The following is a 24,880-nucleotide window of genomic DNA, read 5'->3' as shown; positions in this document are numbered from 1 at the left end:
AAATCACCCGAACAGTTTTCGACACCACGCCGAGAAGCACACAACTCGCCCGCGTGGCGGCAGCATCCGGGAGTGTGCGGCTTCGACGTCCGGAGGGTGATCACGATGTCCTGGAACGGGCGGCCACCGCCACGGCCACAAAGGTCAGTGCACAGCCGATCACGGCGAGGACCGACAGCCCGGCGCCGGTCGGCGCGGCCACATCCAGCACCACCGATGCCAGCAGCTGGCCCGCCACCGAGGTCAGGCCCAGCAGCAGCACCCCGATCCAGCGGACCACCAGCACCGCCAGCGCCACGAACGAAATCCCGATCAGCCCACCGAGATACAGCCACGGCTCGCTCGGCAGCGGCCCGAAACCACCGCGCCGGGCCAGCACTCCCGCCTCGATGACCACCAGCGCCGCCGTGCCGGTCGCGAAATTGGCCAGCGTCGCCGACAGCGGGCCGCCGACCACACCCACCCGGCCGTTCACCGCCTGCTGCCAGGCCACCAGCAGACCGGCGACCAGCGGCAACACCACCAGCAGCACCGAGGCCACCGAATGCCCGGCGACCGTGCCGGTGCCGCTCCGGCCGATCACCGCGAGCAGCACGGCGAACAGGCCGAGCACCGCCGCACCGATCCGCCCGGCCGTCACCGGTGTGGACCCACCCGGCCCCCAGCCCAGCCGATCCACCACCAGGCTGCTCACCAACTGCCCGGCCACCGCCGCCACCGTGAACGCCGTCACCCCGATGGTTGCCACCGTGAGCCCCTGACACGCAACGAAATACGCGCCCGAGAATCCACCCAGCAGCTGCCACCGGCGCAACTCGCCCGTATCGAGCGCGGCCCGCACCCGTCCCACGCCCGCACGCAACCGCCCACTGGCCGCGAAGACCACAGCCAATATCAGCAACCCGCTCCCGAAACTGATGGTCGCCGCCGCGATCCCATCCCCCAGCCGCTGTCCCAACTCCCCATTGACCCGGGCCTGGACGGCCACCGCCGCACCGATGGAACCCCCGAACCCGAACCCCAGCCACTGCCGCATCGCCACCGCCCGATTGTCCCCGCCTCCCCTGCCCCTGAGCCGATCGACCGGATCATGTCGCGCGGCGCTCTGCCCCACCGCCCCACGCCATGCACGGATCCCGTTCCAGCGCAGAACGACCCGCGTTCGAGGGCGAGCCACTTCAGGCCTCCGATAGCCGCCGCACTGGCGCTGTCGCGCGCCGGCTCGACGGCCGATCGGTCTGCCCAGCGCCGGTGCCGCAGGTCTTCCGGACCGAAGGATCTCCGCGCCCGGTGCCTGTAATCGGTAATCCTTCCAGCTCACAGCTGTTCCGAATCCTGGACAACAGGCTCCGAATCGCGCGCACCCGCCGCTGGGCCCGGGCGCGATGTCGCGCTGGGTAGCCAGGTGGGGACCAGGGCCGCGGCCAGCAGCAGCGGTACACCGAGCAGAGCGACCATCACCGGCAGTGACAGCCAGGTCGTGGCCAGTGCGGCGAAGGCGAAGACCAGCAGGGCGATCATCTCGGTGGCGAAGCCGGACACCGAGGTCACCGTCGCACGGGCCGGGCCCGAGATGGCGTCCTGCAGGCGGGCCGAGGCGATCACATCGGCGTTGTAGTCGATACCGTAGGCGATGCCCACCGCCGAAAAGCCCACGGCCGTCAGCACATACATCGCCTGCGGGTGATGGGCGCCCGTGCCCGCCACCAGCGCACCGGCGATGAACAGGACACCGGCCATGGCCAGCGCAGCGGCCATGACTCGCGCCGAGATGCCCTCCGTGCGGCCCGCCAGGGTCGCGCCGGCCAGGGCTCCGGCCACCGTGACACCCACCAGGACCGCGGCCAGGGACGGGCCGGCGCCGGCGTGGTCGGCCAGTAGCGCGAAGTATTCATCGAACGCGGTGATGCCGTTCAGGAGCGCCACCAGAATGACGCCGCGTCGAATCACCCGGACTCGCAATGCCTCTCGTATACCCGCGCGCAGCATGGCCAGGTAGCCGCTGGATTCCGGTTCGGCTGTGCGGGTTTCGGACGTGGGGTCGCGGTCGCCGGTTCGGACGCCGTCCGGCTCCTGCTCGGCAACACCGTCGTCCGCGTCTTCGAGTTCCTCGATGTCTGCCGCGGAGACCGACTTCGGTGCGATCGGCAGCAGGGCCGCGGTGGCGGTGTGTACGGCGGCGATCACGACGCTGGACCAGGCGACCAGCGCGTAGCCGCCCCATGCGTAGAGCGGGGCCGCCACCAGAATGCCCGCCAGCGCGGCCGATTCGGTGGCGGCGCGGACATAGCCCATCAGCCGCGGGTATTCGGCCGTCGCGGCACGAGCGTGCAGGTCGTCGTAGATCAGCGCCTCGAAGGTGCCCGAGCGGAGCGCGCCCGAGGTACCCCACAGCACGAAGCCGACGGCGAATCCCAGGTAGGAGGGGTACAGCGTCCACACCGCGAAGCCCGCCGCCAGCAGCGCACCCGACAATGCGAGCAGGCCGCGCCGCGAGACCGTGTCGGCCCAGGCGCCGGAGGGAATCTCCAGCAGGAACGAGGTCGCGGACCAGATGGCGAACAGCGACGAGATCTGCGCCGCGTTCAGGCCGTGGTCGGCGAACAACAGCGCGTAGATCGCGTAGAGCGGGATCAGGTCCGCCGTGACGGCGAACAGCATCGCCCGCAGCGTCAGTGCGCGTATCGAGTGGGTTGGTACCCGTATCGAGTGGAGCGGTGCGCGCGTCGAGCCCACACGGTCGGTGTGAGCCCGGGGCAGCGCACTACGGAGTACGAATCAACAGGCGTAGATGAGCAGCCGCATGGGATCAACCCTGCGCGCCGGGCGCCCCACCGTCAAGCGGATTATCCAGCGGGATCCAGCCATTCGTGGACGGCTCGCCCTCCGACACCGCCGCGCCGACCAGGCCGTGCCGGTCATTGAGGTCGTTGATGAGCTCGGACACCGGGTGCGAATCGCTGTAGTGGTAGCCCTGTGCCAGCGCGAAACCGAGCTCGGTCAGCACGGCGGCCTGGTATTCGTTCTCCACGCCCTCGGCGATGACCTGCAGGTCCAGCGACTTGCTCAGCGCCGCGATCACGCCCAGCAGCGGCGGCGCGGGGGAATCCGACTGGATGGACGCCACGAAGGACTGGTCCACCTTGAGGATGTCCGACGGCAGCGTGGCCAGCCGGCTGAGCGAGGAGTAGCCGGTGCCGAAATCGTCGATGGCGATGCGGACGCCGAACTCGCGCAGCTTGTGCAGGTTCGCGATGGCGGTCTCGGATTCGGCGGCCAGCTCGCTCTCGGTCACCTCGAGCACGAGTTGCTCGGCGGGCCAGCCGGTTTCCGCGAGGATGCCGGAAACCCGGTCGGCGTACTCGGTTTCGGCCAGCTCCAGCCCGCTCACATTGACGTTCAGGGTCAGATCCAGCTGGGCGAAGGTCTCCTGCAACCGGGCGGCATCGGCGCAGGCACGCCGCAACACCAGCTCGTCCAGATCGGAGATGAGGTCGTATTCCTCGGCGACCCGGATCAACCCCTCGGTGGTCACATCGGGTTGCGCGTGAGAGGACCAGCGCAGCAGGGCTTCCACGCCGACCGCGCGGGTCGCGCCATCGGTGAGACTCACGATCGGCTGGTACTGCACGTCCAGCGTGCCGCGATCGATGGCCTCCCGCAGCTCCACCGCCAGCGGCAGCTGCCGCGAGGACTCCAGCACCGTGCGATTGCGGCCCGCCTGCTTGGCCCGGTACAGGCCCACATCCGCGCGCGACACCAGCAGCGACCCGGATTCGCCCGGCTGCCAGGACGTCACACCCGCGGAACAGCCGGTGGTGACGGCCGCCCGCAACTCCTCGGTCAGCAGGATCGCGGCCTGCTCGGTGGTCCCGGGCAGCAGCAGCGCGAACGCGTCACCGCCGTAGCGGGCCAGCCGCTGCTCCGGCGTGAGCAGTTTCGACCAGGAGTCGGCCACCCGCCGCAGCACGGCGTCACCGGCCCGGTGACCGAGATGATCGTTGATCTTCTGGAAGCGGTCCAGGTCCACCAGCACCAGGGCCAGGCCCTGGCCGGTGCGGGTGGCGTGTGCGATGGCATTGCTCAGCGCCCGATCGAAACCGCGCCGGTTCAGCAGCCCCGTCAGCACATCGATATCGGCGTCCGACGCCATGCGCGTCAAAATGCCGACCACGATGCCGATTCCGAACGTGATACCCGCCGGAATGATGCCCGACCACCACGGCAACCCGCGCGACGGCACCACCCACAGGCAGCAGGCGATGGCGAACGCTATGTGCCCGCCCAGCCAGCGCCAGGAGAAGAAGATGGCGGCATCACAGGCGACGAACACATAGAACGCCGCCAGACTGATCGCGCCGACCGTATTCGGAAACCAGTGCACCGCAATGGTCACCAGCACGGTCGCGGTCGCCACATACGCGTGATGCACCCAATGCGGCAGCCGCGGACCCCAGATCAGCAGGCTGATGCCCAGCAGCAGCGCCACGAACGCCGCCGCGCCCACCAGCGGCCGATTGCCCTCCTCACCCGGAGCGACCGCAGTCAGAACCAGGCCCAGGACCCCGCCCATGACGTAGAACGCCCCGGTGGTCCGAGCCATGACCATTGCCGTCGCCAGCGCCGACGCCGCCCGTACCCGGGTCCGGGTATCGCCGCGGGACCCGATTCCTCGCACGCTGCCTAGCCTAGACACAAGCCCTGCCACCAGTAGACACAACCGGCGGAATAAGCCACGCCGAGTAGCGAATATTCAGCGAGGTACCAGCACGTCGGTGCCGACGAAGGGCACCAGCGCAGCGGGCACTCGCACCGAACCATCGGCTTGCTGATGGTTTTCCAGCAAAGCGACAATCCACCGGGTCGTGGCCAAAGTGCCGTTCAGGGTGGCGGCGATCTGCGGCTTGCCGTTCTCGTCCCGGTACCGGACGTTCAGGCGACGCGCCTGGAACGTCGTGCAATTCGAGGTCGAGGTGAGCTCGCGGTAGGTCTGCTGCGTGGGAACCCAAGCCTCGCAATCGAATTTGCGGGCGGCCGAGCTGCCCAGGTCGCCGGCGGCCACATCGATGACCCGGTAGGGCACCTCGATGGCGGCGAGCATCTCCTGCTCCCACGCCAGCAGCCGCCTGTGCTCGGCGTCGGCCTGGTCCGGGGTGGTGTAGACGAACATCTCCACCTTGTCGAACTGATGCACGCGGATGATGCCGCGGGTGTCCTTGCCGTAGCTGCCCGCCTCCCGGCGGAAGCACGACGACCAGCCGGCGTAGCGCTTGGCGCCCGCGCTCAGATCCAGGATCTCGCCCGAGTGATAGCCCGCCAGCGGCACCTCCGAGGTGCCGACCAGGTACAGGTCGTCGTCCTCCAGGTGGTAGACCTCGGCGGAGTGCTGACCGAGGAACCCGGTGCCCTGCATGATCTCCGGGCGCACCAGCACCGGCGGGATCATCATGGTGAACCCGTTGGCCACCGCCTTCTGCGCGGCCAGCTGCAGCAGGCCCAGCTGCAGCAGCGCGCCGTTGCCGGTGAGGAAGTAGAAGCGCGAGCCCGACACCTTCGCGCCACGCTCCATGTCGATCAGGCCCAGCGACTCACCCAGGTCCAGGTGATCCTTGGGCTCGAAATCGAACTCGCGCGGCGTGCCGATGGTGTCGAGCACGATGTAGTCGTCCTCGCCGCCGGCGGGCGCGCCCTCCTGCACCACATTCGACAGCGCGCGCTGGGCGGCGTCGAGGTCGGCGTCCGCGGCGGTCTCGGCGGCCTCGGCCTCCTTCACCTTCGCCGACAGTTCCTGACCCAGCTGCAGCAGCGCCGGACGCTCGTCCGCGGAAGCCTTGCCGACCTTCTTACCCAGGGCCTTCTGCTCGGCGCGCAGATTGTCCGCCGTCGCGACCGCGGCGCGACGGGCGGCATCCGCCTCGAGCAGGGCATCCACCAGGGAGGGGTCCTCACCGCGAGCAAGCTGCGACGCACGGACCACATCCGGGTTTTCCCGCAGGAATCGAAGGTCGATCATGGCCATTGAGCCTAGTAGGCGGCCGCCAGTGGATTTCGTGTAGGTCCACGGCCTCGGTTTTCGATCTTGATCCGCTCGGTTTCGCCCCCGATCCCGCCGATCCACCCCACGACCGGCCGATATCCACCCTAGGGTTAGCGGCATGGGACGGCAGGGAGTCCGGCAGCGGCTCCGCCGTGGTCTTTCCGAGGAGTCAGCATGCCCCAATACACCCCGCACACCGCCGATTTCGTGGTCGTCGGAGCCGGATCCGCGGGGGCCGCAGTGGCCGCGAAACTGAGCGAGCGACCCGGCGTCAGCGTCGTGGTCCTGGAGGCCGGCGGTGAGGACAGCGACAAATTCGCCCACATTCCGGCGGCGTTCAACCAGCTGTTCCAGGGACCCAACGACTGGAACTATCGCACCGAACCCCAGCCCGAACTCAGCAACCGGCGCGTCTACTGGCCGCGCGGCAAGATGCTCGGCGGCTCCTCCTCCATGAACGCCATGATGTGGGTGCGCGGCTTCGCCGCCGACTACGACGAATGGGCCCGCTACGCCGGACCGAGCTGGTCCTTCGAACAGGTGCTCCCCATCTTCCAGCGGATGGAAGACGTCGAGGAGGCCGGCGAACCCGGTGAAGGCCGCAGGGGACCGCTGCACATCTCCCGCCAGCGCAGCCCGCGCCCGCTCACCCACACCTACCTGCAGGCTGCCGCCGAAGCCGGGTACCCGGTGGAACGCGCGAATCAGGATCGGCCACAGGGCTTCTCGCAGACCATGGTGACCCAGAAGCGCGGCGCGCGCTGGAGCACCGCCGACGCCTACCTGCGGCCCGCGCGCCAGCAGGGACGCAACATCGCCGTCGTCACCGACGCGCACGCCACCCGGGTGCTGTTCGAGGGCAAGCGCGCCACCGGGGTGGAATTCCGGATCGGCGGCGAGACCAAGCAGATCACCGCCAAGCGCGAGGTCATCCTGTCCGGCGGCGCCATCAACAGCCCGCAGCTGCTCATGCTCTCCGGCATCGGCGACGGCGACCGGTTGCAGGAGCTGGAAATCCCCGTCGTGCAGCACCTGCCCGAGGTCGGGCGCGGCCTGCGCGACCACCTGGCCGCGCCCATCATCTACCGGACCAGCGGGGGCAGCCTCTACGGCGCGGACAAGAACCTGCTCGAGCTCGCCAACTACCTGGTGCTGCGGCGCGGGCAGCTGACCTCGAACATCGGTGAGGCCTACGGGTTCGTGCGCAGCCGTGAGGATCTCGACCTGCCCGACCTGGAACTCATCTTCGCGCCAGCGCCGTATATCGCCGAGGGACTGGGTGATCCGGACGGGCACGCGCTCACCTTCGCCGCCGTCCTGCTCAAGCCGGAATCCATCGGCAGCGTCACCCTCACCTCCCCGGACCCGTTCACCGCGCCGCGCATCAATCCGCGCTACTGCACCGAGCCCGCCGACCGCGCCGCCCTGCTCGCCGGTCTGCGCATCTGTACCGAACTGGCGAACCAGCCGGCGCTGAAGGAGCACATCGGAGAGCTCATGCAGCCGGCCGTGCCCTCCGACACCCCGATGGAGGAGGTGCTGCGGCGCTGCCTCGAGGACCACTCGCACACGCTGTACCACCCGGTCGGCACCTGTGCCATGAGCCGCGACGAATCCAGCGTGGTGGATCCGGAACTGCGGGTGCGCGGCATCGAGGGCCTGCGCGTGGCCGACACCTCGGTCATGCCGGTGATCACCCGCGGCCACACCCACGCCCCCGCGGTCATGATCGGTGAGAAGGCGGCCGAGCTCATCCTGTCGTGAGGCGCCACCACGCACTCCGCCACAGCACCTGAAGGTTCGCGGCCCGGCTCCATGGACCTGCGCCTCGGCCGCGGACCCGCCGGAGCGAGGCGGAGGCAATTAAGCTCAGTGCCGATGCCTGAGCAAAAGATGCCTTCGCAGTGGCCCGGTTCTCCGTCCTCGCAGCGCCCCGGGCCGCCGAACCGTCGGAAACCGACGGCGCTGGATCGTTTGCTGACGCCGTTCCGCGCCATGGAATCCAAGCTGGACCAGAACGGTCCGCTCTCGGCGTCGACGGTGCGGTGGGGGCTGCTGGCCATGGCGGTCGGCGTCACCCTGGCCGTCCTCATCACCATGTTCGTCTCCAACGGCTTCGACTCCAATCGCGTGAAGGCACACGCCCCGGGTGCCGCCCAGCCCACCGGCGCGGTCGCGGGCGCGGCCTTCGGCACCGCCAGGGAGGGCGACTGCCTGACCTGGTCCAAGGCCAATGCCGGCGACCTCACCAAGGTCGACTGCGCCAGCAAGCACCTGTTCGAGGTCACCGCGGACATCGACCTGAGCAAGTACCCCGGCAAGGAGTTCGGGCCCGGCTCCCGCTTCCCGGACTCGCTGCGCTTCTCCGAGCTGCGCGACGAGCACTGCGTCAGCGCCGCCCAAGAATACCTCGGCGGCCGCCTGGACCCGCGCGGCAAATTCGTTGTCGGCCTGATCAATCCGGGTGAGGCGGGCTGGAAGGCGGGCGAGCGGACGCTGCGCTGCGGCCTGCAGGTCTCCGGCAGCCAGGGCCTCGCCACCAAGCCCATCACTGGCAGCGTGCACGACATCAATCAGTCCAAGGTCTACGACATCGGCACCTGCATCGGCATCAAGTCCAACCTGCCCACCGATCCGGTCGACTGCACCCAGCCGCACGCCTTCGAGATCGTCTCCACCGTGGACCTGGCCACCCACTTCAACGGCGGCCCGCCCTCGAAGGACGATCAGGACAAGTTCATGGAGGACGAGTGCGCAAAGGACGCCGGAGACTACCTCGGCGCGACCGACGCACTACGCAACAAGACGCTCACCCTGTTCTGGGACGCGCTCGACACCCGCAGCTGGCTGGCCGGTTCCCGCAGCCTCAACTGCATGGTCGGCAAGGGCGCCGATCAGGAGGGCTTCGCCACCATCACCGGATCGGCCAAGGGTGACATCCAGATCGACGGCCAGGCCCCCGTGCCGCCGCCCAACAACGGCCGCTACACCCCGCCGCCGCTGCCCGGCGCGGCCCCGCCGGTCATCCCCCAGCCACGGTGATGCGGCGGAAGCTGTAGGCATGCCCGTCTCCATGTCCGACGAGCGCTTCGAGGAATTGGTCGGCGACGCCCTCGATCTGATTCCGCCCGAGTTGTCACGGGCGATCGACAATGTCGTGGTGCTCATCGAGCCGCGCAGCGACGAGGACCCCCACCTGCTGGGCCTGTACCACGGCATCGCCCTCACCGACCGGGACTACAGCCACTACGGGGGCGCGCTGCCGGACACCATCACCATCTATCGCGAGGCCATCCTCGAGATGTGCCACAGCGAAGAAGAGGTGGTCGAGGAGGTGGCGATCACCGTGATTCACGAGATAGCGCACTACTTCGGGATCGACGACGAGCGCCTGCATCAGCTGGGATGGGGCTGACCGGCGGTCTCGGGAACCGATCGGCAAACCTCCGCGTCCAATCCTCACAACCGGGGTGGAACGGAGAAGGGAGCCCGATCATGGTCGGCCACGTCCTGGTGCAGCCCGAGGTGATCCTCGCGGCCGCTCTGGAGCTCGATCTGCTCGCCGAACGCCTCGCCACGGCCGCGATCGCGACCGCTCCGGCCACCCATGTGCTCCCCTCCGGCACCGAAGAGGTGTCCTTCCTCGCCGCGGCGCATTTCAACAATGCCGCGCTGACCCACGACCACTCGATCGCGCAGGGCATTCTCGAACTGCATCACGCCGCCGCCACCCTGCGCAGCCAGCTGGCCCAGTACCTGGCCCAGGACGCCGTGCGCGCGGCCGGTATCGCCGCGATTCAGGTGTAGAGGGGAGACGCACGCATGACGCTGGGAATCACGGGGGTGTTCTGGCTGCCCCGGATGGCCGAATTCAATTCCCTCTGCCTCGATGCCGGCGCGCACGCCATTCCGATCGCGGCCGCGGGCACCGCCTGGGGTGCGCTCACCGCCTCCTGGGTGGACGCCACCACCACGGTGGCGCGGGTGATGGCCGAGATCGGGGTCGGTCTCGAAGGACTGAACGGGCTCACTGTGCTGGCCCGGCTGGGCGGTTTCACCGTGTGGGCCGAACAGCAGGCCGTCATGGCCGGCGTCATGGCGGGCAAGGCCGCCGCCAATGCCACCGCCTACACCGTGGCCTCCCTCGCCATGCCGAGCCTGCCGGAGATCGCGGCCGTCGAAACTGCACGGGTGGCCGCCTATTCCAGCGGCGGCGCGCTCAACGGCACCGCGGAGGCGGCCGAGGCCGCCAAGCTGGCGCTGGACATCCGGGCCGCGCTGGTGATGGAAACCTATGAGGCCGCAACGAGTTCGATGGTGGCCACGCCCGGCCAGTTCCTGATGCCGCCGCCCATCGCCCTGGGCGCGGGCTCGGCCAATGCGGGCGGGGACACGCTCACCTACGGCAGCGATCCGCTGCAGGCGGTGCTCGGTGCGGCCGCCGGGGCGGCGCAGAATCCGGCCGTCACCGGTGCCCTGTCGCAGGTTGCGCAGGTGGCGGGGACGGTGGTCAGCAGCGGTGTGGCCGGCGCGGGAAACGTTGCGAGTACGGCGATTACGGCCGTCGCCAATGTGGTGACGCAGACGCCCGGCCTCGGTACCTCCGGTCTGCCGGACACGGCGGGCGCGGGTGACGCGGCCGCCCGCGCGGGCGGCGCGGCGCCGGCCACGCAGGCCGTGTCCGTCACCGGCGGCGGCGCGTCGGTGAATATCGGGAATGGCGCGGGCACACTGAAGTTGCCCGCGGGCTGGGGCGCGGGTCTCGGAAACTCCTGTGGCGCACCGGCTCCCGCGGCACCAATAGCCGAACCGGTAACCGTGACCACCACCCCGGCAGCGACCGCGCCGGTACGTTCGGCCGGAACCGGCACGCTGCTCGGCACCCGGGCCGGCGACGAGGAAGAGTCGCACCGCGGCCACGACTACGGCCGCACGGTGGAGGTGTTCGCCGACGGCCGGGTCATCGCGCCCGCGGTCATCGGCGGCGACCCGCCAGCCGACCGGTGACCGTCCTCGGCGCGGGCCGCGGGCCGTCGACGCTGCGATCGGTCACGCTGTCGCTCGACGAAATGCAGTATCTCCTGGAGACATTGGGGATCGACGAGCTGCCCGTGGTGCTGGATGCCATGGGCCGCTACGACAATGCCGCCGACCACGACACCGCCATGGCCGCGGCGGCCGCCGCCCTGACCCAACGTGAACTGCTCGATGGTGACGAGGTGCATCCGGAACTGGCCGAGCGGCTGCGCGTGCTCAGCCGGCCGCACTGGGCGCTGGCCGTGCGCTGGTATGTGGCGGGACAGGTCAACCGGTGCTGTGTGGCCAGGGGTGACGACATCGAAGTGGTGGCGCTGCGCGGCCCGAGCTCCTGTGTCATCGACGAGGCCGGTCACGATCTCCCGGGCATCGTGGTGGCCGCGCTCGGCCCGGCCGATGCGCTGGAACTGTCCGGAATGAACGCGCCCACCGCCGATCTGGTCCCGGTGTTCGACGACGCGGGCGACGCCGCCACCACGGCCGCGCGACTGGCCGCGGTGTGCACACCGGCCCGCGACGCATCGGTCCTCGCTTCGGCTCTGGTGCAGGTGAATTCGCACGCGGAGATCGTCGGCGTGCGCTACGGCGACGGCTCGCGCGACATGGTGGGCACCCACCTCGCGGTGTACAACACCCGGCACGGCCGTTTTCTCGCCGTCACCGGCCCCGCCGCGGACGGGACGAAGTGGACGTCGCTGGCGGGCGGCACCCCGGCCCGGCTGCGCACGGCGCTGCGGGATCTCATCGAATCCCTGCCGCTGCGAACGGAATTCCCGGCCTAACCCATGGGGTCGTCGCCGCCGGCCGCGATGGCGGCGCCGAACGGTGCGGGATAACGGCCCCAGCGAGTGCACTCCCAGGTGCCGTCCTCGAACGGCTGCAGCTCGATGGTCTCGGTGTTGTCCAGGTGATTGTTGGCGGCGAAAGGCCTGGGCACCCCGGTCAATTCACGCGAGACCAGCCGCATTGCCGCGCCGTGGCTGACCACGATGACATCGTGGGCGTCCGAACGGCTCAGATAGTCGTCGCGTAGTCGCTGCAGCGCCGGGACGTAGCGCGCGAGCACGTCCTCCCCGGATTCGCCACCCGGCACCCGGACGCTCAGATCACCGAAATGCCAAGCGTGATAAACCTTCTGGAACTCCTCGTGCGCGGCCGGGGTGTTCAACCCCTCGAGGTCGCCGAGCTGCACCTCCTGCAGATCCTCCAGCACATCCAGTGCGACGCCGGTGGCGGCTTCGATGTAGCCACCGGTCTGCCGGGCGCGCAGCGCGGCCGAGGAGAACAGCCGCTGCGGCGGGACGGTCAGGTTCGCGCCGTAGCTCTTCGCCTGCGCCACACCGCGTTCGGTGAGCGGCAGGCCCGGCAGCCGGGTGTCGAGGATCTTGCCGACATTGCCCTCGGTCTCGCCGTGCCGGACCAGGATGAGTTTGCCGGTCACAGGTCGGCCACCCCCTTCTTCAGATCGGCCAGCCAGGCCGCGCCGGGTGCGTCCGGCGGCGGCGGGGTGCCGGTGGCCGCGGTGGCGGGCCAGGAGCCGAGGAATCGGATCCGGGCGGCGGTTCGGTGCAGTGCCTTCAGCGCCTCGGCGACCGCGGCGTCGTCGATGTGCCCGACGCAGTCCAGGTAGAAACGGTAGGTGCCCATGCCGGTGCGGGTGGGCCGGGATTCGATGCGGGTGAGATCGATACCGCGGGTGGCGAATTCGGCGAACGCGCGCATGAGCGAGCCCGGCTCGTTGGCCAGCTCCAGCACGATGGAGGTGCGGTCGGTCCCGGTGCGCGGCGGCGCCGGCCGCGGGGCGGTGACCAGCACGAAGCGGGTGACGGCGCTGTCGACATCGGCGACGCCGTCGGCCAGGGTGGTGAGCCCCAGGCGGGCGCCGGCCAGCGTGGTGGAGACGGCGGCATCGGCGTGCCCGGCGACGACGTCCTCGGCGGCCGCGGCATTGGAGGCCGAGGTGTACAGCTGCGCGAGCGGCATGGTGACGGCCAGCCACATGCGGACCTGCGCGGCCGCGACCGGATAGGCCGCGATCCGGCGCACCTCGTCGAGCTCGATGCCGGGGCGGCCCACGATGGTGAAGGCCACGTCCAGGTCGGTTTCCGCGATGATCTGCAGCCGCGGGCCCACGGCCAGGGCGTCCAGTGTCGGCGCGATGGAGCCCTCGACCGAACTCTCGATCGGCACCACCGCGCCGGCGGCCTTACCGGCCCGCACCAGCTCGACGGCCGCGCCCTGGCTCGGTGCCGGGACACGCTCGACCGGTCCATCGAAGACTCCGGTGGACTCCAGTTTGGCGAGGGCCATCTCCGTGAAGGTTCCCGACGGCCCGAAGTAGGCGATACGCGGCACGGTTACGACATTACTTGCGTACGCCCGGTCGCCCCCGGCTTTGGTCAACTCCTGGGTAACTTCGCACCCCCGAACGCGGCGGGTTCAGGCGCCCAGCACGGCGAGGGCGGTGGTCACGGCCGTGACCTCGCCGGTTTCGACGGCCAGCAGCACCTCACGGAACGCCTCGACCGCGGGCGGTTTCAGCCCGGTGAGGAACGCGATGTCCGGTGCGGCGAGCGCGGCGCGAATGTCCTCGCCGCAGAGCGCGGCCACGGTCGCCGCCACACCCGCCAGCGCGCGCTCGCCCGAGTCGGTGCGAGCCACGAAACCGCTGTCGCCGTGCACGATTCGCACCAGGAACTCCGACACCGCCTCGTCGTCGAGCGCCAGGTCCAGCACCTCGACGCCCGGATCGGCGGAGATCGGGCGGACCAGCTCCTCGGTCAGTCCGCGGGCCGGGCGGGGCGGGACGGACAGGGTGAGGGCGACCGGTTCGGGCGCGGGAGACGAATCGTGCGGCACGCCTTCACGGTAACGATCGGCGCGACACCGCCGGCGCGGCCACCCGGGAAGCCCTTGCGCACGCGACCCACGTCACTTAGCTTAGGTTTACCTAATTCCAATCCCGGAGGTGTGTATGCCACCCGCGGCCCAGGTCGTCGCACCCACTACCGCCGAACGCGTGCACACCGCCTGCGCGCACGCCGAGCACGCGGTCCTGGCCCTGCCCGGCCTCGACCCGGTGCCCACCTCCGTGCACCTGCTGCGGCAGTGCGGGGACATGGTGCTGGCGGTCCCGATGAACTCCACCTCCGCCGGTCTGGTTCTCGGCTGCGGCGCGAACGGATCCCCCGCGGTCCTCGAACTCACCGACCAGGCCCCGCTGGCGCTGCGCGAACGCGTCCGCGCCCTGGTCTGGCTGCGTGGCTGGGCGCACGCCGTACCCGCGCACGCGCAGCGCGCGCTGGCCGGCGCGGTCGCCGCCGACCATCCGCATCCGGACCTGCTCGACGTCGGCCATACCGCCGTCCTGCTGCGGCTGGTCATCGACTCCGCGGTGGTGGCCGACACCGCCGGCGCCGACTCGGTCGACCGCGAGCAGCTGCGCGACGCCCGACCCGATCCGTTCTGCGCGCTGGAAGCCGGTTGGCTGCAACACCTTCAGGCCGATCACCCCGATGTGGTGGATCGCCTGGCCCGCCGCCTGCCGCACGCCCTGCGCCGCGGCGCCCTCATTCAGCCGCTGGCCATCGACCGCTACGGCGTCACCCTGCGCGTCGAGGCCATCGAGGCCGACCACGACATCCGCATCCCGTTCGAGGCCCCGGCCCACGACATCGAATCCCTCAGCCGCGCGGTACACGCCTTGGCGGGCAACCCCTTCCACGGCGGCCTGCACCGCATCTGACGAGTTCGCCGGGCGCCCGCCTAGATTGACGGGCATGGTTTCGGCTGATCCCGCACCCGTGTGGCCCGCGCCCGAATCGTCCGAAGCGGGCCGGCGGGCGATCAAACTCGAGATCGCGGTGGTGCTGGTCGTCACCTTCGGGCTGAGCGGGGCCAATGCGGCACTGTCACTGCTCGAGAGCGCCCTCGCTCCCGGCGGGGTGGGCGGGCAGACCGTCGCGCTGAATGCGTCGCGGGCCACCCGATCGACCATCGACCTGCTCTTCCAGCTGCTGAGCGTGGCCCGCCTGCTCGGCTGGGCGGCGCTCGGCCTCTACCTGTTGTGGCGCAGCGGGATCGCGCCGCAGGCGATCGGACTGGTGCGGCGGCTGCGCTGGCGGGCGGACGTGCTCCCGGGACTCGCGCTCATGGCCGTGATCGGAATCCCCGGGCTGGGGCTGTATCTCGCGGCACACGCACTGGGTGTGAGCGTCACCATCGTGCCGAGTTCGCTCGCGCACTGGTGGCGGCTGCCGGTGCTGGTGCTGTCCGCGTGGGCGAACTCGGCGGCCGAGGAGGTACTGGTCGTCGTGTACCTGATCTCACGATTGCGGGCGCTGGGGTGGACGGAGAATCGGTCACTGCTGGCGTCGGCGATATTGCGCGGCAGCTACCACCTCTACCAGGGCCTGGGCGGCGGGCTCGGAAACCTGGTGATGGGGTTGATCTTCGGACGCTACTGGCAGCGCACCAATCGACTCTGGCCGCTGCTGCTGGCGCACGCGCTCATCGACACGATCGCCTACATCGGGTACACCTTCCTGCACGGACACGTCTCCTGGCTGCCGTAATCCGATCGGAACGAGCCACGCGGGCGCCGGGGTCGGTACTGTTTCAAGTGATGAACGGCGACGACCCCCAGCACTTTGCACGGATACGCCGGGAGCCGCCGCCGGGACGCCCGGGCGAGCCCCCGGCGTACCCGCCTCGACCCGCGGCGAATCCCGGGCAATCGCAGAGACCTTCGTCTCAGCGGCCGCACGCGGACGGCCGGCCCGTTAACGACGGCAGGCCGCGGATAGAACCAACCCAGGTGATCCGACGCCATGAATCCGGTCCGGACCTGGCTTATTCGCAGGTCCCGCCCGGGAATCCGGCCCCGCGGCAGCGGCCGCTGGGCAATCACGTTCCGCCGCATCACAATCGCGGGCCCGGGATGCCGCCGCAGGGCAATCGAGTGCCGCCCCCGCGGGATCGCGCCGCCGCCCCCATGGGTCACGCGCCGACCCAGCAGCCGGTCCCCTTCCGGGAGGAGCCGCCGCGCACTCCCCCGCCACCGCCGCCCGGCAAGCGCCGTGGCGGCGACGGCCGCCCGCCGCGCGGCTCCCGGCCCCGGAGGAAGCGGCACTGGTTCCGCTGGATCCTGTCGCTGCTGCTGGTGCTCCTGCTGCTGCCGATCGCGGCGGCCATCTATGTCGACACCCACCTGACCCGGATCGACGCCCTCGCGAACTATTCGGGCCGAATCGGCGACACGCCCGGGACGAATTGGCTTCTGGTGGGTTCCGACAGCCGCTCGGGACTGTCCAAGGGGCAGGAGCAGGAGCTGTCCACCGGTGACTCCTCCGATGTCGAGGGCGAGCGCACCGACACCGTCATCCTGGTGCACATTCCGAAGTCGGGGCGGCCGACGCTGGTGAGCCTGCCGCGCGACTCGTATGTGAGCATCCCGGGCGTCGGCAAGGACAAGCTCAATGCCTCCTTCGCCTCCGGCGGCGCATCGCTGCTGGTCAAGACGGTGGAGGGCGCAACCGGCGTGCACATCGACCACTACGTGCAGATCGGCTTCGGCGGCTTCGCCAATGTCGTGGACGCGGTCGGCGGCATCCAGATGTGCCTGGACGCGCCGATGAAGGATCCGCTGGCCGGTATCGACCTGCCCGCGGGCTGCCAGACACTGAACGGACCCGAGGCGCTGGGCTTCGTGCGGTCCCGCGCCACCCCGCGCGCGGACCTGGATCGCATGCTCAACCAGCGGAAATTCCTCAGCGCCCTGCTGAAGAAGGCGGCGAGCCCGGCCACGCTGGCCAATCCGTTCCGGTCCTGGCCGCTGGTGCGGGATCTGACCTCGGCGCTGAAGGTCGACAAGGGCGCGCACATCTGGGATCTGGCGAGCCTGGGCAATGCGCTGAACAGCGATCCCATCACCACGACGGTCCCGGTCGGCGGATTCGAGGACGTCGCCGGCAGTGGCAATGTGCTGCTCTGGGACAAGACGAAGGCGAGTGCCTTCTTCGACGCTCTGGCGAAGGATCAGCAGATCCCGCAGGACTTGATCACCACCGTCGGCAGCTAGGCCGAATTAGGCAATACTTGCCTCAATAAGGCTGTACTCAATAAGGCTGTACTTGGATGACACACGGTTTGACCAGCGATTAATGTCATCCGCATGTCCACCCGAACCCAGACGAAGCGCAGCAAGTTCCAGGCCCTGCTCCAGGATCAGATCCGCAACGAATTCAATGCCGAACACCAGTACATCGCGGTGGCGATGTGGTTCGACAATGCCGATCTGCCGGTCCTGGCCAAGTATTTCTACAAGCAGGCCGTCGAAGAGCGTAACCACGCGATGATGATCGCGCAGTACCTGATCGATCACGACATCGCCGTCGAGATGCCCGGCACCGAGGCCGCCACCACGCAATTCGCGAATGCCAAGGAGCCCATCGCGCTGGCACTCGCACAGGAGCAGGCCGTTACCGAGCAGATCATCCAGCTCGCCCGGACCGCCCGCGAAGAGGGCGACTACCAGGGCGAGCAGTTCATGCAGTGGTTCCTGAAGGAACAGGTCGAAGAAGTCGCGACCATGAATACCCTGCTCACCGTCGCCGAGCGGGCCAGCGCGAATCTGTTCGACCTGGAGAATTTCGTACAGCGGGAAATGAGCGCTCCGAAGGACGCGTCCGGTGCGCCGCACGCAGCGGGCGGCTCGCTGTAATTACTCCGTGAGCCGAAAGTAATTCGGTTCCCGGCCCGGTGGATTCACACAGCAGGCCCGGTCCCTTGCGCTGGACCGGGCCTGTTGCATGTGCTCGGTGCTCGTGCGATACGTACCCGCCTTTCCTTACTTCTGCGGCACTGTGACGGTGCCGGTGGCGTTGGCGGACAACGTACCGAACAGCGACTTGACCACGGCCAGAATGGCATCCATGGTTTTTCTCCTCATCTGATATCCGGTGTGATGATCGATCACCGGATCCCCCTGAACTTCCGGGGTGAAGAGAACCTAACCGAGCACTCAGAGCGAAACAGGCATTTTTCAGAAAATCCCCGGCAAAAAAATCCGGGCCGTTCACCGAGTGAATCCAGTTCATCGGAGAACGGCCCGGAACGTGCCGGTACCGCGGGGTTCAGCCCGACAGTGTCAGCGCAGCGTGACCTGGCGCGACCGCAGGCCGTCGCGGGAGCGGCGCTCCTCGGAGGTCAGCGGGGCGTCCGACTTCAGCGCGGTCGCCAGCTTCGCACCGAACTCGCGGGCCGGGCCCTCCCACTCGCTCGCGTGCCGCTCTCGATCCAGGTCGAAGACCGGCACCAGCAGACCGTGGGTGCGGAACGAGCCCGCGAACCGTGAACCCTCACCCAGGTGCAGATCACCGGCCGCGTGCAGCCGCGCCAGCGCCAGCATCAGCTGGTCCTCGTCCTCCGGCCGCACCCAGCGGATGTGCGCCTTCTCGCCCGCGTCCACCCACCAGGCCGCGCCGACCGCGTCCGCACCCAGCTCCAGGCGGGCCGAGGGCATGATGGCCTGATTGGCCTGCTCGATGGTGGCGGCCACCTGCGGATCCGGGGTGACACCCGCCGGCACCCACCAGTTGAAGTCCTGGTGCACGGTCAGATCCAGGGCCGCACCCGGATCCAGCACGTCGGTGAGCCGCGGCGTGCCATCCACGGTCGCGGCGTTCAGCGACTCGCCGGGGGTGGCGGACTGGGTCCACAGCACGGCGGCGGCCAGATCCGCGGCCGGATCGGCGGACTGGAACTGCACCTGTGTGCCGACGAAACCGATCGGCTCGTCACCGGCCCGCACCAGCGCGGCGACCGCGCCCGGCAGCACGGTGGCGAGGGTGACGGTCCGCTCCGCGGCGACATTCGGCGACAGCTTCAAGGTCGCGGTCGCCGACGGCACGAACTCCCGTAGCGCCACCAGATCGCATTCGGCGGCCAAGCCCTCGAAGGGCCGCGTCACGGCCTGCGCCGCCGCCTCCTGTTCGGCGCGGCGGGCGGCCAGCTTCTGCGCCCGATTGGAGTCCGGCTTGGGACTGTTGCGCTTGCTCTTACCCATGACTGGCAAACCTACTGTGTTCGATGCCCTCCGCTTCGCTCCGGGCGGGTTCGCGGCGCTGAAAGTCTCGTTCTTCCCTCCTCCGCTCCCCCGCTCCGTCGGTCCAGAACGAGACGCGCCGCGAACCACCTGGGATTTCCGATCCAAAATGGTTGGCGCGGACTGCGATAGCTCGAGGTCGGGTGAACCGCGATGCGGCGTTCAGGCGCTGGTGAGAACGGCCTTGGTGCGGGCGGGGTGGTTGGTGGCGACCCAGTCCACGCCGAGGTCGGCGCAGAGCTGCACGTCCTCGGGATCGTCGCAGGTCCAGACGTAGGTGGCGCGGCCCGCGGCGGCGGCCTTGTCGACCAGGTCCGGATGCTCGCGCAGGGTGCGCACGGACGGGCCGATGGCGGTCGCGCCGACGGTGTGGGCGGCGCCGCCGGACAGGTACAGGGAGGATTCGCCCAGCAGGACGGTCGGGAGCAGCGGGGCCGCACGGCGGATCCGCCAGACCGCGGTCGCGGCGAACGACATGACCACCGCGCGTGAGTGATCCGCCGAGGCGGGCGCGCCGATGCCGTAGCGGGTGAGCTCGGTCAGCAGCGTGGTCTCCACCAGCGCTCCATAGCGGACCGGGTGTTTGGTCTCGATGAAAAGCTTGGTGGGACGGCTCTTCCAGTCCAGCACCAGCTCGATCAGCTCGGACAGCGTGAGCACGCCCTCCGGTTCCTCCGCCGTGCCGAAGTTCAGGGCCTTCAGCTCCTCCAGGGTCATCTCGCTGACCGCGCCCGATCCGTTCGAGGTGCGGTCCACGGTGCGGTCGTGCACGCAGACCAGGTGCCCGTCGCGGGTCAGGCGGATATCGCATTCGACGCCGTCGGCGCCCTCCTGCAGGGCGAGATCGTAGGCGGCGAGGGTGTGTTCGGGTCGCGCCGCCGACGCCCCCCGGTGCGCGACCACGAACGGCGCACGACTGGCCCGGCTCACTTCGCCACTACCTCCTGTTGCTCCGCGTCCGGAGACGACTCTGCGTCAGCCCCGGAAGCTGCATCATCCCCGACCACTGCATCATTCCCGACCACGGCGGCGGGCGCGCGTCGCACGGGCTCGATCACAGGCCGCGCGGGCCCGGTGGCGATCACCCAGCGCCGCAGCGCCTTCGGGCGGCCCCGCAGATCCAGGCCCGCGAAGGCGTGCACCAGCCCGAGCGAGGCCACCGCGACACCGGCCGCGACCAGATCGGCCCACATGCTCACCAGCACACCGTCGGCCTGCACCTGCAGTGAGGACGCGAACCGGTACAGGATCGCCACCAGCACCAGCACCGCATTGAGAAGCCAAGCCGCCCACCAGATCCGGACCGCCCGCAGCAGCCGCGGATCCGCGCCGCCGGCCGACCGCAGCCGAGCCGCCTCGGTCAGGAAGATACCCGGCCACACCAGATTCACGATCGGCACCACGCAGCCCAGCACCAGGGCGCGCAGCGACCGCGGATCCGACTCGCCCGCACTCGCGTACGCGGCGCGGCGCGTGTCGGTGAGCCAGCCGACCAGCGCCACCGCCGACACCAGCGCCAGCGCCAGGGCCACCACCGCGGAAACCGTCACGGCCGCATCGGAAATCCAGAGCAGCCAGGGCGGGATGAGGCGGGTGCGGTTGCGCAGCAACACGCCGTACCGGCCCAGTTCGGCCAGGGCGGAGAACACGAACACGCCGGCGGTGGCCGGCAGCAGCCCGGTGATGCGGTCACTCAGCGCGGCCAGCGGGCGATGCGGCGCGGCGACCGCCACCGGGGGCCGATCCTGCAGGCCCCACTGCGGAATCCGGTGATATCGCGGCGTCTGCAGCGGACCCGGACGCCGGACCGGCTGTGCGCCATGGGTTCTGCGGCCGGGCGGGCGGGCCACCCAGCGATAGTTGCGCCGCTCGGCGGGCGCGTCCACCGGTGCGGGCGAGAGCAGGACACCGTGGCAGCGCGGGCACCAGTGCAGCGGCTTGCCCTGTACCGCCCAGCGCGCGCCACAGCGGGCGCACGGCTGTACGACGGCGGATCGCGATCGGCCCACCTGTCCCCCGTTCATCGCTCCACCTCTCCGCGCCTAGTAGATCTTCGTCTCGGGGCCGTCACCGGTGAGCGGCCTGCCGATCTGCTGCCAGGCCACCATGCCACCCGAGACCATGACGGCCTCGTAGCCGATCTGGTTCAGGTACTCCACCACCGGTACGGACCGGCCGCCCTGCCGGCAGATCACGTAGATCTCGGCGTCGATGTCGAGTTCGTCGAGCCGCGCGGGCACGTCGGTCATGGGGATGTGGATGGCGCCGGGCGCGCGGCCGAGCTGCCATTCGTCGACCTCACGGACGTCGAGGAGCTGGGCGGGAGCGGGCGCGGTCGAACCCCAGCCGTCGGCGGCGTCGAATTCCGCGGGAACCGCGTCGATCGGCACCGTGGGCACGTGGGGGTTCGTCACGGTTTCGATCCTGCCACGCGGGCGCGAGGGCTGTGGAGTTCCGTACCTGCGCAGGGTCGGTTTCGGGAGTTATCCACATAATCCACAACCTGATCCACAGGTTGACAGACGACCGATTCGTCCCGGTCGGCCGTTCCGGAAGTCCCCTCCCCGTTCCGGAGCGGCCGACCTCGGGCCCCTGTCCCGGAAGGCCCCATCCAGTCTGACGCCGCAGGTGAGCGCACGGTTCCTCGCGCCCTCGAAAAGAACGACAACACTACCGAAAAACGGAAATCCTGGGCCCGGCCAGGCAAGATCGGTAGCCTGGCGCTATGACTGTGAGCAGGGGGCTACTCGACGGCCTGGACATCAACGGACTCAACCGCGCGCTGTCGGAGGCGACATGCCTCGGCATCGAGGTCGACACGCCGCGCGCCACGCTACGGCTGGAACTCGACGTGCTGACCCTGCCCGAGGACGGTCCCCCACCGGCGGACTGCGATATCTATCTGACCCTCACCGGGGTCAGCCGGGTCGCCGCCTCGCTACGCCGCCAGCGCTGGGACGACCTCGAGCCCGTTGTGCTCCCGCTCACCCTCGACGGCCTGCACGACGCCGTTCAGAGCTTCGGCGGCGGCGCGCTGCACGGCTGGGACTTCCTCGACATCTCCGACAGCTCCTGGAACCAGTGGCGCAAACTGCTGAGCTTCGACACCACGCTGAGCGACACGCCCAGCGCCCACATGATGGAGTTCTCCCAGGAGGAGGGCGTCGACCCGCGTGAACTCGACGTCCGCGTCTGGTTCGTGGGCGCGGAGGTCACCGACAAGCAGGGCAACCCGATCCCGTTGCCGGACTTCATCGCCGGCGGCGTCCGCTGGTGGCGGGCGCACGACGCGGGCGACCCGCGCACCATGCGACCGGATGTCGTCCCACCGCTGTAGAGAGCGGCGGCCACGCACGAGGGGTTCGGGGACCAAGTCCCGGAACCCCTTTCGATGCGGTCCGCCGACGTGCCTACGCGATGATCCGCCGAAGTGCTTACGCGCCAAGCCCGATCGCGCAGCTGACGCCCGTGCCGTGGTCCGGGCAGTAGCCGCCGGGGTTCTTGGCCAGGTACTGCTGGTGATAGCCCTCGGCGTAGAAGAAGGCGGAAAGGTCCGGCAGCGCGGCGATCTCGGTGGTGATCTCGCCGAATCCGGCCGCCGTCAGCCGTTCCTGATAGCCGGCCCTGGTCGCCTCGGCCACCTCGCGCTGGTGGTCATCGAAAGTGTAGATCGCCGAACGGTATTGGGTGCCACGGTCATTGCCCTGCCGCATGCCCTGCGTCGGATCGTGGTTCTCCCAGAACTGCTTCAGGATCGCGGCGTAATCGATCACCTGCGGGTCGAAGGCCACCAGCACCGCTTCGGTGTGCCCGGTCCGGCCGGAACACGCCTCTTCGTAGGTGGGGTTCGGGGTGAATCCGCCCGCGTAGCCGACGGCGGTGCTGTACACGCCGTCCAGCTCCCAATAGCCCTGCTCCGCACCCCAGAAGCAACCCATGGCCACCACCGCGAGCTGCGTGCCCGCCGGAAACGGAGGTTTGAGGGAATGTCCGCTGACATAGTGCTTGTCCGGCACGACCAGCGGCTCCAAGCGGCCGGGCAACGCTTGCCCGGCAGTCACCATGATCGGTTCCGGTAGTCGCACACGCCCGACGAACTCGTCGTACCACGACATGACTCGATGCTACGGGACCGGGCACGACCGGCAACGATGTTGCGTTCAGGCGAATTCCAAAGGTTGGGAAAGATATACATCGGGTGGAATGTGGGGGCGCGCAGCCCGGTTGGAGACGAGCGGGTGTACGAATGATGGTTGGGTGCGCCTCGGCAGCTGCCGAGGGCACACGGCCCCGACACGGAAAGGGACATCGTGGCTGTTTACACGCTGCCAGACCTCGATTACGACTACAGCGCCCTGGAGCCCTTCATCTCCGGGCAGATCAACGAGATCCACCACACCAAGCACCACGCGGCCTACGTCGCGGGTGTCAACGCGGCCCTCGAGAAGCTGGAGGAGGCACGCGCCAAGGACGACCACGCCGCAATCTTCCTGAACGAGAAGAACCTCGCGTTCCACCTCGGCGGCCACGTCAACCACTCCATCTGGTGGAAGAGCCTGTCCCAGGACGGCGGCGACAAGCCGGTCGGTGACCTGGCCTCGGCCATCGACGAGGAGTTCGGTTCCTTCGACAAGTTCGTCGCGCAGTTCTCGGCGGCCGCCAACGGCCTGCAGGGCTCCGGCTGGGCCTGGCTGGGCTACGACACCCTGGGCAACAAGCTGCTCACCTTCCAGCTGACCGACCAGCAGGGCAACGTGCCGCTCGGCATCATCCCGCTGCTCGGCCTGGACATGTGGGAGCACGCCTTCTACCTGCAGTACAAGAACGTCAAGGCCGACTACGTGAAGGCGTTCTGGAACGTCGTGAACTGGGCCGAGATTCAGGACCGCTACTCCAAGGCGGTCAACCAGGGCAAGGGTCTGATCTTCGGCTGATGCCCGTCGGGCTCCGGCCCGCTCGTACGCCTGAGGCCCGCGAACCGCATCGGTTCGCGGGCCTTTCGCATTTGCGGGGTCCGGGTGCTAGCACTCTTTGGTACTTGTGTGCCAGTTCTGTTCGGGTACAACCTGGTGTTCCCAACAGCAACACCGGGCACAGTCGCCCCCGGGAGGTTCGGGAGGCACATCATGAATGGTCAGGTCGGCGTCATGCCGTTCCATGCGCATGGTTCGCTGCAGGGTTTCGTGATCTCCGGACGCTGGCCGGACTCCACCAAGGAATGGGCGCAATTGCTGGTGCTCGCGGTGCGGGTGGCCAGTCTGCCGGGGTTGTTGCCCACGTCGACGGTGTTCGGGGCGCGTGAGGAACTGCCGGAGGACCCGGATCCCGCGATGGTGGGGCTGGTGATCGCCGAGGGCACGGTGCTGGGGACGGAAGGGCTGCAGCCAGGCATGTTTGCCGGGCATGTGCCACCGGCGCTGATCATGTTGCATCCACCGCGCGAGACGCGGCCCTCGCTGCCCGAGTGCACGGGCGCGGCCTCGGGGTGCCTGCTGCTGCCGGGGCTGCCGCATCTGGGACTCGAACATCGGGCGGCCTGGGTGGAGACCGACACCGACGGCACGGTGACCTCGATGGTTTCGCGGGTGGGGGTGGATCCGATCAGTGATCCCGACACTGCGGTTCTGGCCATGCTGCTGGCCGCGTAAGGGTAACCGAAACCTTCCGGCAGCATCGCCAAACTTATTGTGCGCATTGCGATT

At 69.3% G+C, this 24,880-nt stretch carries 25 protein-coding genes; 13 read left to right on the top strand and 12 right to left on the bottom strand.

Annotation, left to right across the window (positions count from 1 at the left end):
* Positions 1 to 100: 100 nt before the first annotated feature.
* From ACQP1O_RS00470 to serS, 4 genes are all read right to left on the bottom strand, one after another.
* Positions 101 to 1,036 (bottom strand): DMT family transporter, encoded by a 936-nt coding sequence (locus ACQP1O_RS00470; RefSeq protein WP_433568003.1) that lies wholly within the window; start codon positions 1,034 to 1,036, stop codon positions 101 to 103.
* A gap of 281 nt (positions 1,037 to 1,317) precedes the next feature.
* Positions 1,318 to 2,661, bottom strand: coding sequence for an MFS transporter (locus ACQP1O_RS00465; protein WP_433563978.1), 1,344 nt, complete (start codon positions 2,659 to 2,661; stop codon positions 1,318 to 1,320).
* A 148-nt stretch (positions 2,662 to 2,809) separates the two neighbouring features.
* Positions 2,810 to 4,678: a putative bifunctional diguanylate cyclase/phosphodiesterase gene (locus ACQP1O_RS00460; RefSeq protein WP_433563977.1), complete on the bottom strand. Its 1,869-nt coding sequence runs from the start codon at positions 4,676 to 4,678 to the stop codon at positions 2,810 to 2,812.
* A 75-nt stretch (positions 4,679 to 4,753) separates the two neighbouring features.
* A complete protein-coding gene (gene serS, locus ACQP1O_RS00455; protein WP_433563976.1) occupies positions 4,754 to 6,013 on the bottom strand; it encodes a serine--tRNA ligase in 1,260 nt (419 codons plus the stop codon).
* A gap of 198 nt (positions 6,014 to 6,211) precedes the next feature.
* On the opposite strand from serS, the gene ACQP1O_RS00450 reads away from it, so the two are divergent.
* The 6 genes from ACQP1O_RS00450 to ACQP1O_RS00425 all read left to right on the top strand — a co-directional run bounded on the left by ACQP1O_RS00450 (position 6,212) and on the right by ACQP1O_RS00425 (position 11,856).
* Positions 6,212 to 7,801 (top strand): GMC family oxidoreductase, encoded by a 1,590-nt coding sequence (locus ACQP1O_RS00450; protein ID WP_433563975.1) that lies wholly within the window; start codon positions 6,212 to 6,214, stop codon positions 7,799 to 7,801.
* A 231-nt stretch (positions 7,802 to 8,032) separates the two neighbouring features.
* Positions 8,033 to 9,079: a septum formation family protein gene (locus ACQP1O_RS00445; RefSeq protein WP_433568002.1), complete on the top strand. Its 1,047-nt coding sequence runs from the start codon at positions 8,033 to 8,035 to the stop codon at positions 9,077 to 9,079.
* A 19-nt stretch (positions 9,080 to 9,098) separates the two neighbouring features.
* Positions 9,099 to 9,452: a metallopeptidase family protein gene (locus ACQP1O_RS00440; RefSeq protein WP_433563974.1), complete on the top strand. Its 354-nt coding sequence runs from the start codon at positions 9,099 to 9,101 to the stop codon at positions 9,450 to 9,452.
* Between the two features lie 80 nt (positions 9,453 to 9,532).
* Positions 9,533 to 9,844, top strand: coding sequence for a PE domain-containing protein (locus tag ACQP1O_RS00435; RefSeq protein WP_433563973.1), 312 nt, complete (start codon positions 9,533 to 9,535; stop codon positions 9,842 to 9,844).
* A gap of 15 nt (positions 9,845 to 9,859) precedes the next feature.
* Entirely contained in the window at positions 9,860 to 11,044 is a 1,185-nt protein-coding gene (locus ACQP1O_RS00430) for a PPE domain-containing protein (RefSeq protein ID WP_433563972.1), read from the top strand.
* Complete coding sequence (locus ACQP1O_RS00425) at positions 11,041 to 11,856, top strand: ESX secretion-associated protein EspG (protein ID WP_433563971.1); 816 nt, start codon at positions 11,041 to 11,043, stop codon at positions 11,854 to 11,856. Before ACQP1O_RS00430 ends, ACQP1O_RS00425 begins: the two co-directional genes overlap by 4 nt.
* Here ACQP1O_RS00425 and ACQP1O_RS00420 read toward each other — a convergent pair.
* From ACQP1O_RS00420 to ACQP1O_RS00410, 3 genes are all read right to left on the bottom strand, one after another.
* Entirely contained in the window at positions 11,853 to 12,515 is a 663-nt protein-coding gene (locus ACQP1O_RS00420; protein ID WP_433563970.1) for a histidine phosphatase family protein, read from the bottom strand. The two genes, ACQP1O_RS00425 and ACQP1O_RS00420, sit on opposite strands and share 4 nt — an antisense overlap.
* Positions 12,512 to 13,429: a prephenate dehydratase gene (gene pheA / locus ACQP1O_RS00415; protein ID WP_433563969.1), complete on the bottom strand. Its 918-nt coding sequence runs from the start codon at positions 13,427 to 13,429 to the stop codon at positions 12,512 to 12,514. Before pheA ends, ACQP1O_RS00420 begins: the two co-directional genes overlap by 4 nt.
* 84 nt (positions 13,430 to 13,513) lie before the next feature.
* Positions 13,514 to 13,933 (bottom strand): hypothetical protein, encoded by a 420-nt coding sequence (locus ACQP1O_RS00410; protein WP_433563968.1) that lies wholly within the window; start codon positions 13,931 to 13,933, stop codon positions 13,514 to 13,516.
* Between the two features lie 115 nt (positions 13,934 to 14,048).
* On the opposite strand from ACQP1O_RS00410, the gene ACQP1O_RS00405 reads away from it, so the two are divergent.
* The 4 genes from ACQP1O_RS00405 (at position 14,049) to ACQP1O_RS00390 (ending at position 17,795) form a co-directional block, all read left to right on the top strand.
* On the top strand, positions 14,049 to 14,819 hold the full coding sequence (locus ACQP1O_RS00405) for a DUF2470 domain-containing protein (RefSeq protein WP_433563967.1): 771 nt from the start codon (positions 14,049 to 14,051) through the stop codon (positions 14,817 to 14,819).
* A gap of 34 nt (positions 14,820 to 14,853) precedes the next feature.
* Positions 14,854 to 15,648, top strand: coding sequence for a CPBP family intramembrane glutamic endopeptidase (locus tag ACQP1O_RS00400; RefSeq protein WP_433563966.1), 795 nt, complete (start codon positions 14,854 to 14,856; stop codon positions 15,646 to 15,648).
* Between the two features lie 50 nt (positions 15,649 to 15,698).
* A complete protein-coding gene (locus ACQP1O_RS00395) occupies positions 15,699 to 17,153 on the top strand; it encodes an LCP family protein (protein ID WP_433563965.1) in 1,455 nt (484 codons plus the stop codon).
* A 93-nt stretch (positions 17,154 to 17,246) separates the two neighbouring features.
* A complete protein-coding gene (locus tag ACQP1O_RS00390) occupies positions 17,247 to 17,795 on the top strand; it encodes a ferritin (RefSeq protein WP_433563964.1) in 549 nt (182 codons plus the stop codon).
* 426 nt (positions 17,796 to 18,221) lie between these two features.
* On the opposite strand, the gene ACQP1O_RS00385 is transcribed toward ACQP1O_RS00390, so the two are convergent.
* From ACQP1O_RS00385 to ACQP1O_RS00370, 4 genes are all read right to left on the bottom strand, one after another.
* On the bottom strand, positions 18,222 to 19,139 hold the full coding sequence (locus ACQP1O_RS00385; protein ID WP_433563963.1) for a DUF5926 family protein: 918 nt from the start codon (positions 19,137 to 19,139) through the stop codon (positions 18,222 to 18,224).
* A gap of 201 nt (positions 19,140 to 19,340) precedes the next feature.
* Positions 19,341 to 20,108, bottom strand: coding sequence for a glycerophosphodiester phosphodiesterase (locus ACQP1O_RS00380; RefSeq protein ID WP_433563962.1), 768 nt, complete (start codon positions 20,106 to 20,108; stop codon positions 19,341 to 19,343).
* Positions 20,105 to 21,202 (bottom strand): DUF4328 domain-containing protein, encoded by a 1,098-nt coding sequence (locus tag ACQP1O_RS00375; protein WP_433563961.1) that lies wholly within the window; start codon positions 21,200 to 21,202, stop codon positions 20,105 to 20,107. Before ACQP1O_RS00375 ends, ACQP1O_RS00380 begins: the two co-directional genes overlap by 4 nt.
* A gap of 18 nt (positions 21,203 to 21,220) precedes the next feature.
* Positions 21,221 to 21,592 (bottom strand): rhodanese-like domain-containing protein, encoded by a 372-nt coding sequence (locus ACQP1O_RS00370; protein WP_433563960.1) that lies wholly within the window; start codon positions 21,590 to 21,592, stop codon positions 21,221 to 21,223.
* 311 nt (positions 21,593 to 21,903) lie between these two features.
* On the opposite strand from ACQP1O_RS00370, the gene ACQP1O_RS00365 reads away from it, so the two are divergent.
* Positions 21,904 to 22,515, top strand: a complete 612-nt coding sequence (locus ACQP1O_RS00365) for a hypothetical protein (RefSeq protein WP_433563959.1) — start codon at positions 21,904 to 21,906, stop codon at positions 22,513 to 22,515.
* A 97-nt stretch (positions 22,516 to 22,612) separates the two neighbouring features.
* Here ACQP1O_RS00365 and msrA read toward each other — a convergent pair whose 3' ends face one another.
* A complete protein-coding gene (gene msrA / locus ACQP1O_RS00360; protein WP_433563958.1) occupies positions 22,613 to 23,293 on the bottom strand; it encodes a peptide-methionine (S)-S-oxide reductase MsrA in 681 nt (226 codons plus the stop codon).
* A 195-nt stretch (positions 23,294 to 23,488) separates the two neighbouring features.
* On the opposite strand from msrA, the gene ACQP1O_RS00355 reads away from it, so the two are divergent.
* Together ACQP1O_RS00355 and ACQP1O_RS00350 are read left to right on the top strand one after the other, a co-directional pair.
* Positions 23,489 to 24,112, top strand: coding sequence for a superoxide dismutase (locus ACQP1O_RS00355; RefSeq protein ID WP_433563957.1), 624 nt, complete (start codon positions 23,489 to 23,491; stop codon positions 24,110 to 24,112).
* A 192-nt stretch (positions 24,113 to 24,304) separates the two neighbouring features.
* Positions 24,305 to 24,826: a peptidase gene (locus tag ACQP1O_RS00350; RefSeq protein WP_433563956.1), complete on the top strand. Its 522-nt coding sequence runs from the start codon at positions 24,305 to 24,307 to the stop codon at positions 24,824 to 24,826.
* Positions 24,827 to 24,880 lie beyond the last annotated feature (54 nt).

Source organism: Nocardia sp. CA-151230, assembly GCF_050942175.1.
In the GTDB taxonomy this organism is placed as follows: domain Bacteria; phylum Actinomycetota; class Actinomycetes; order Mycobacteriales; family Mycobacteriaceae; genus Nocardia.
Note: the sequence above shows the minus strand (reverse complement) of the source record. Positions and strands in the feature narration are given on the sequence as shown.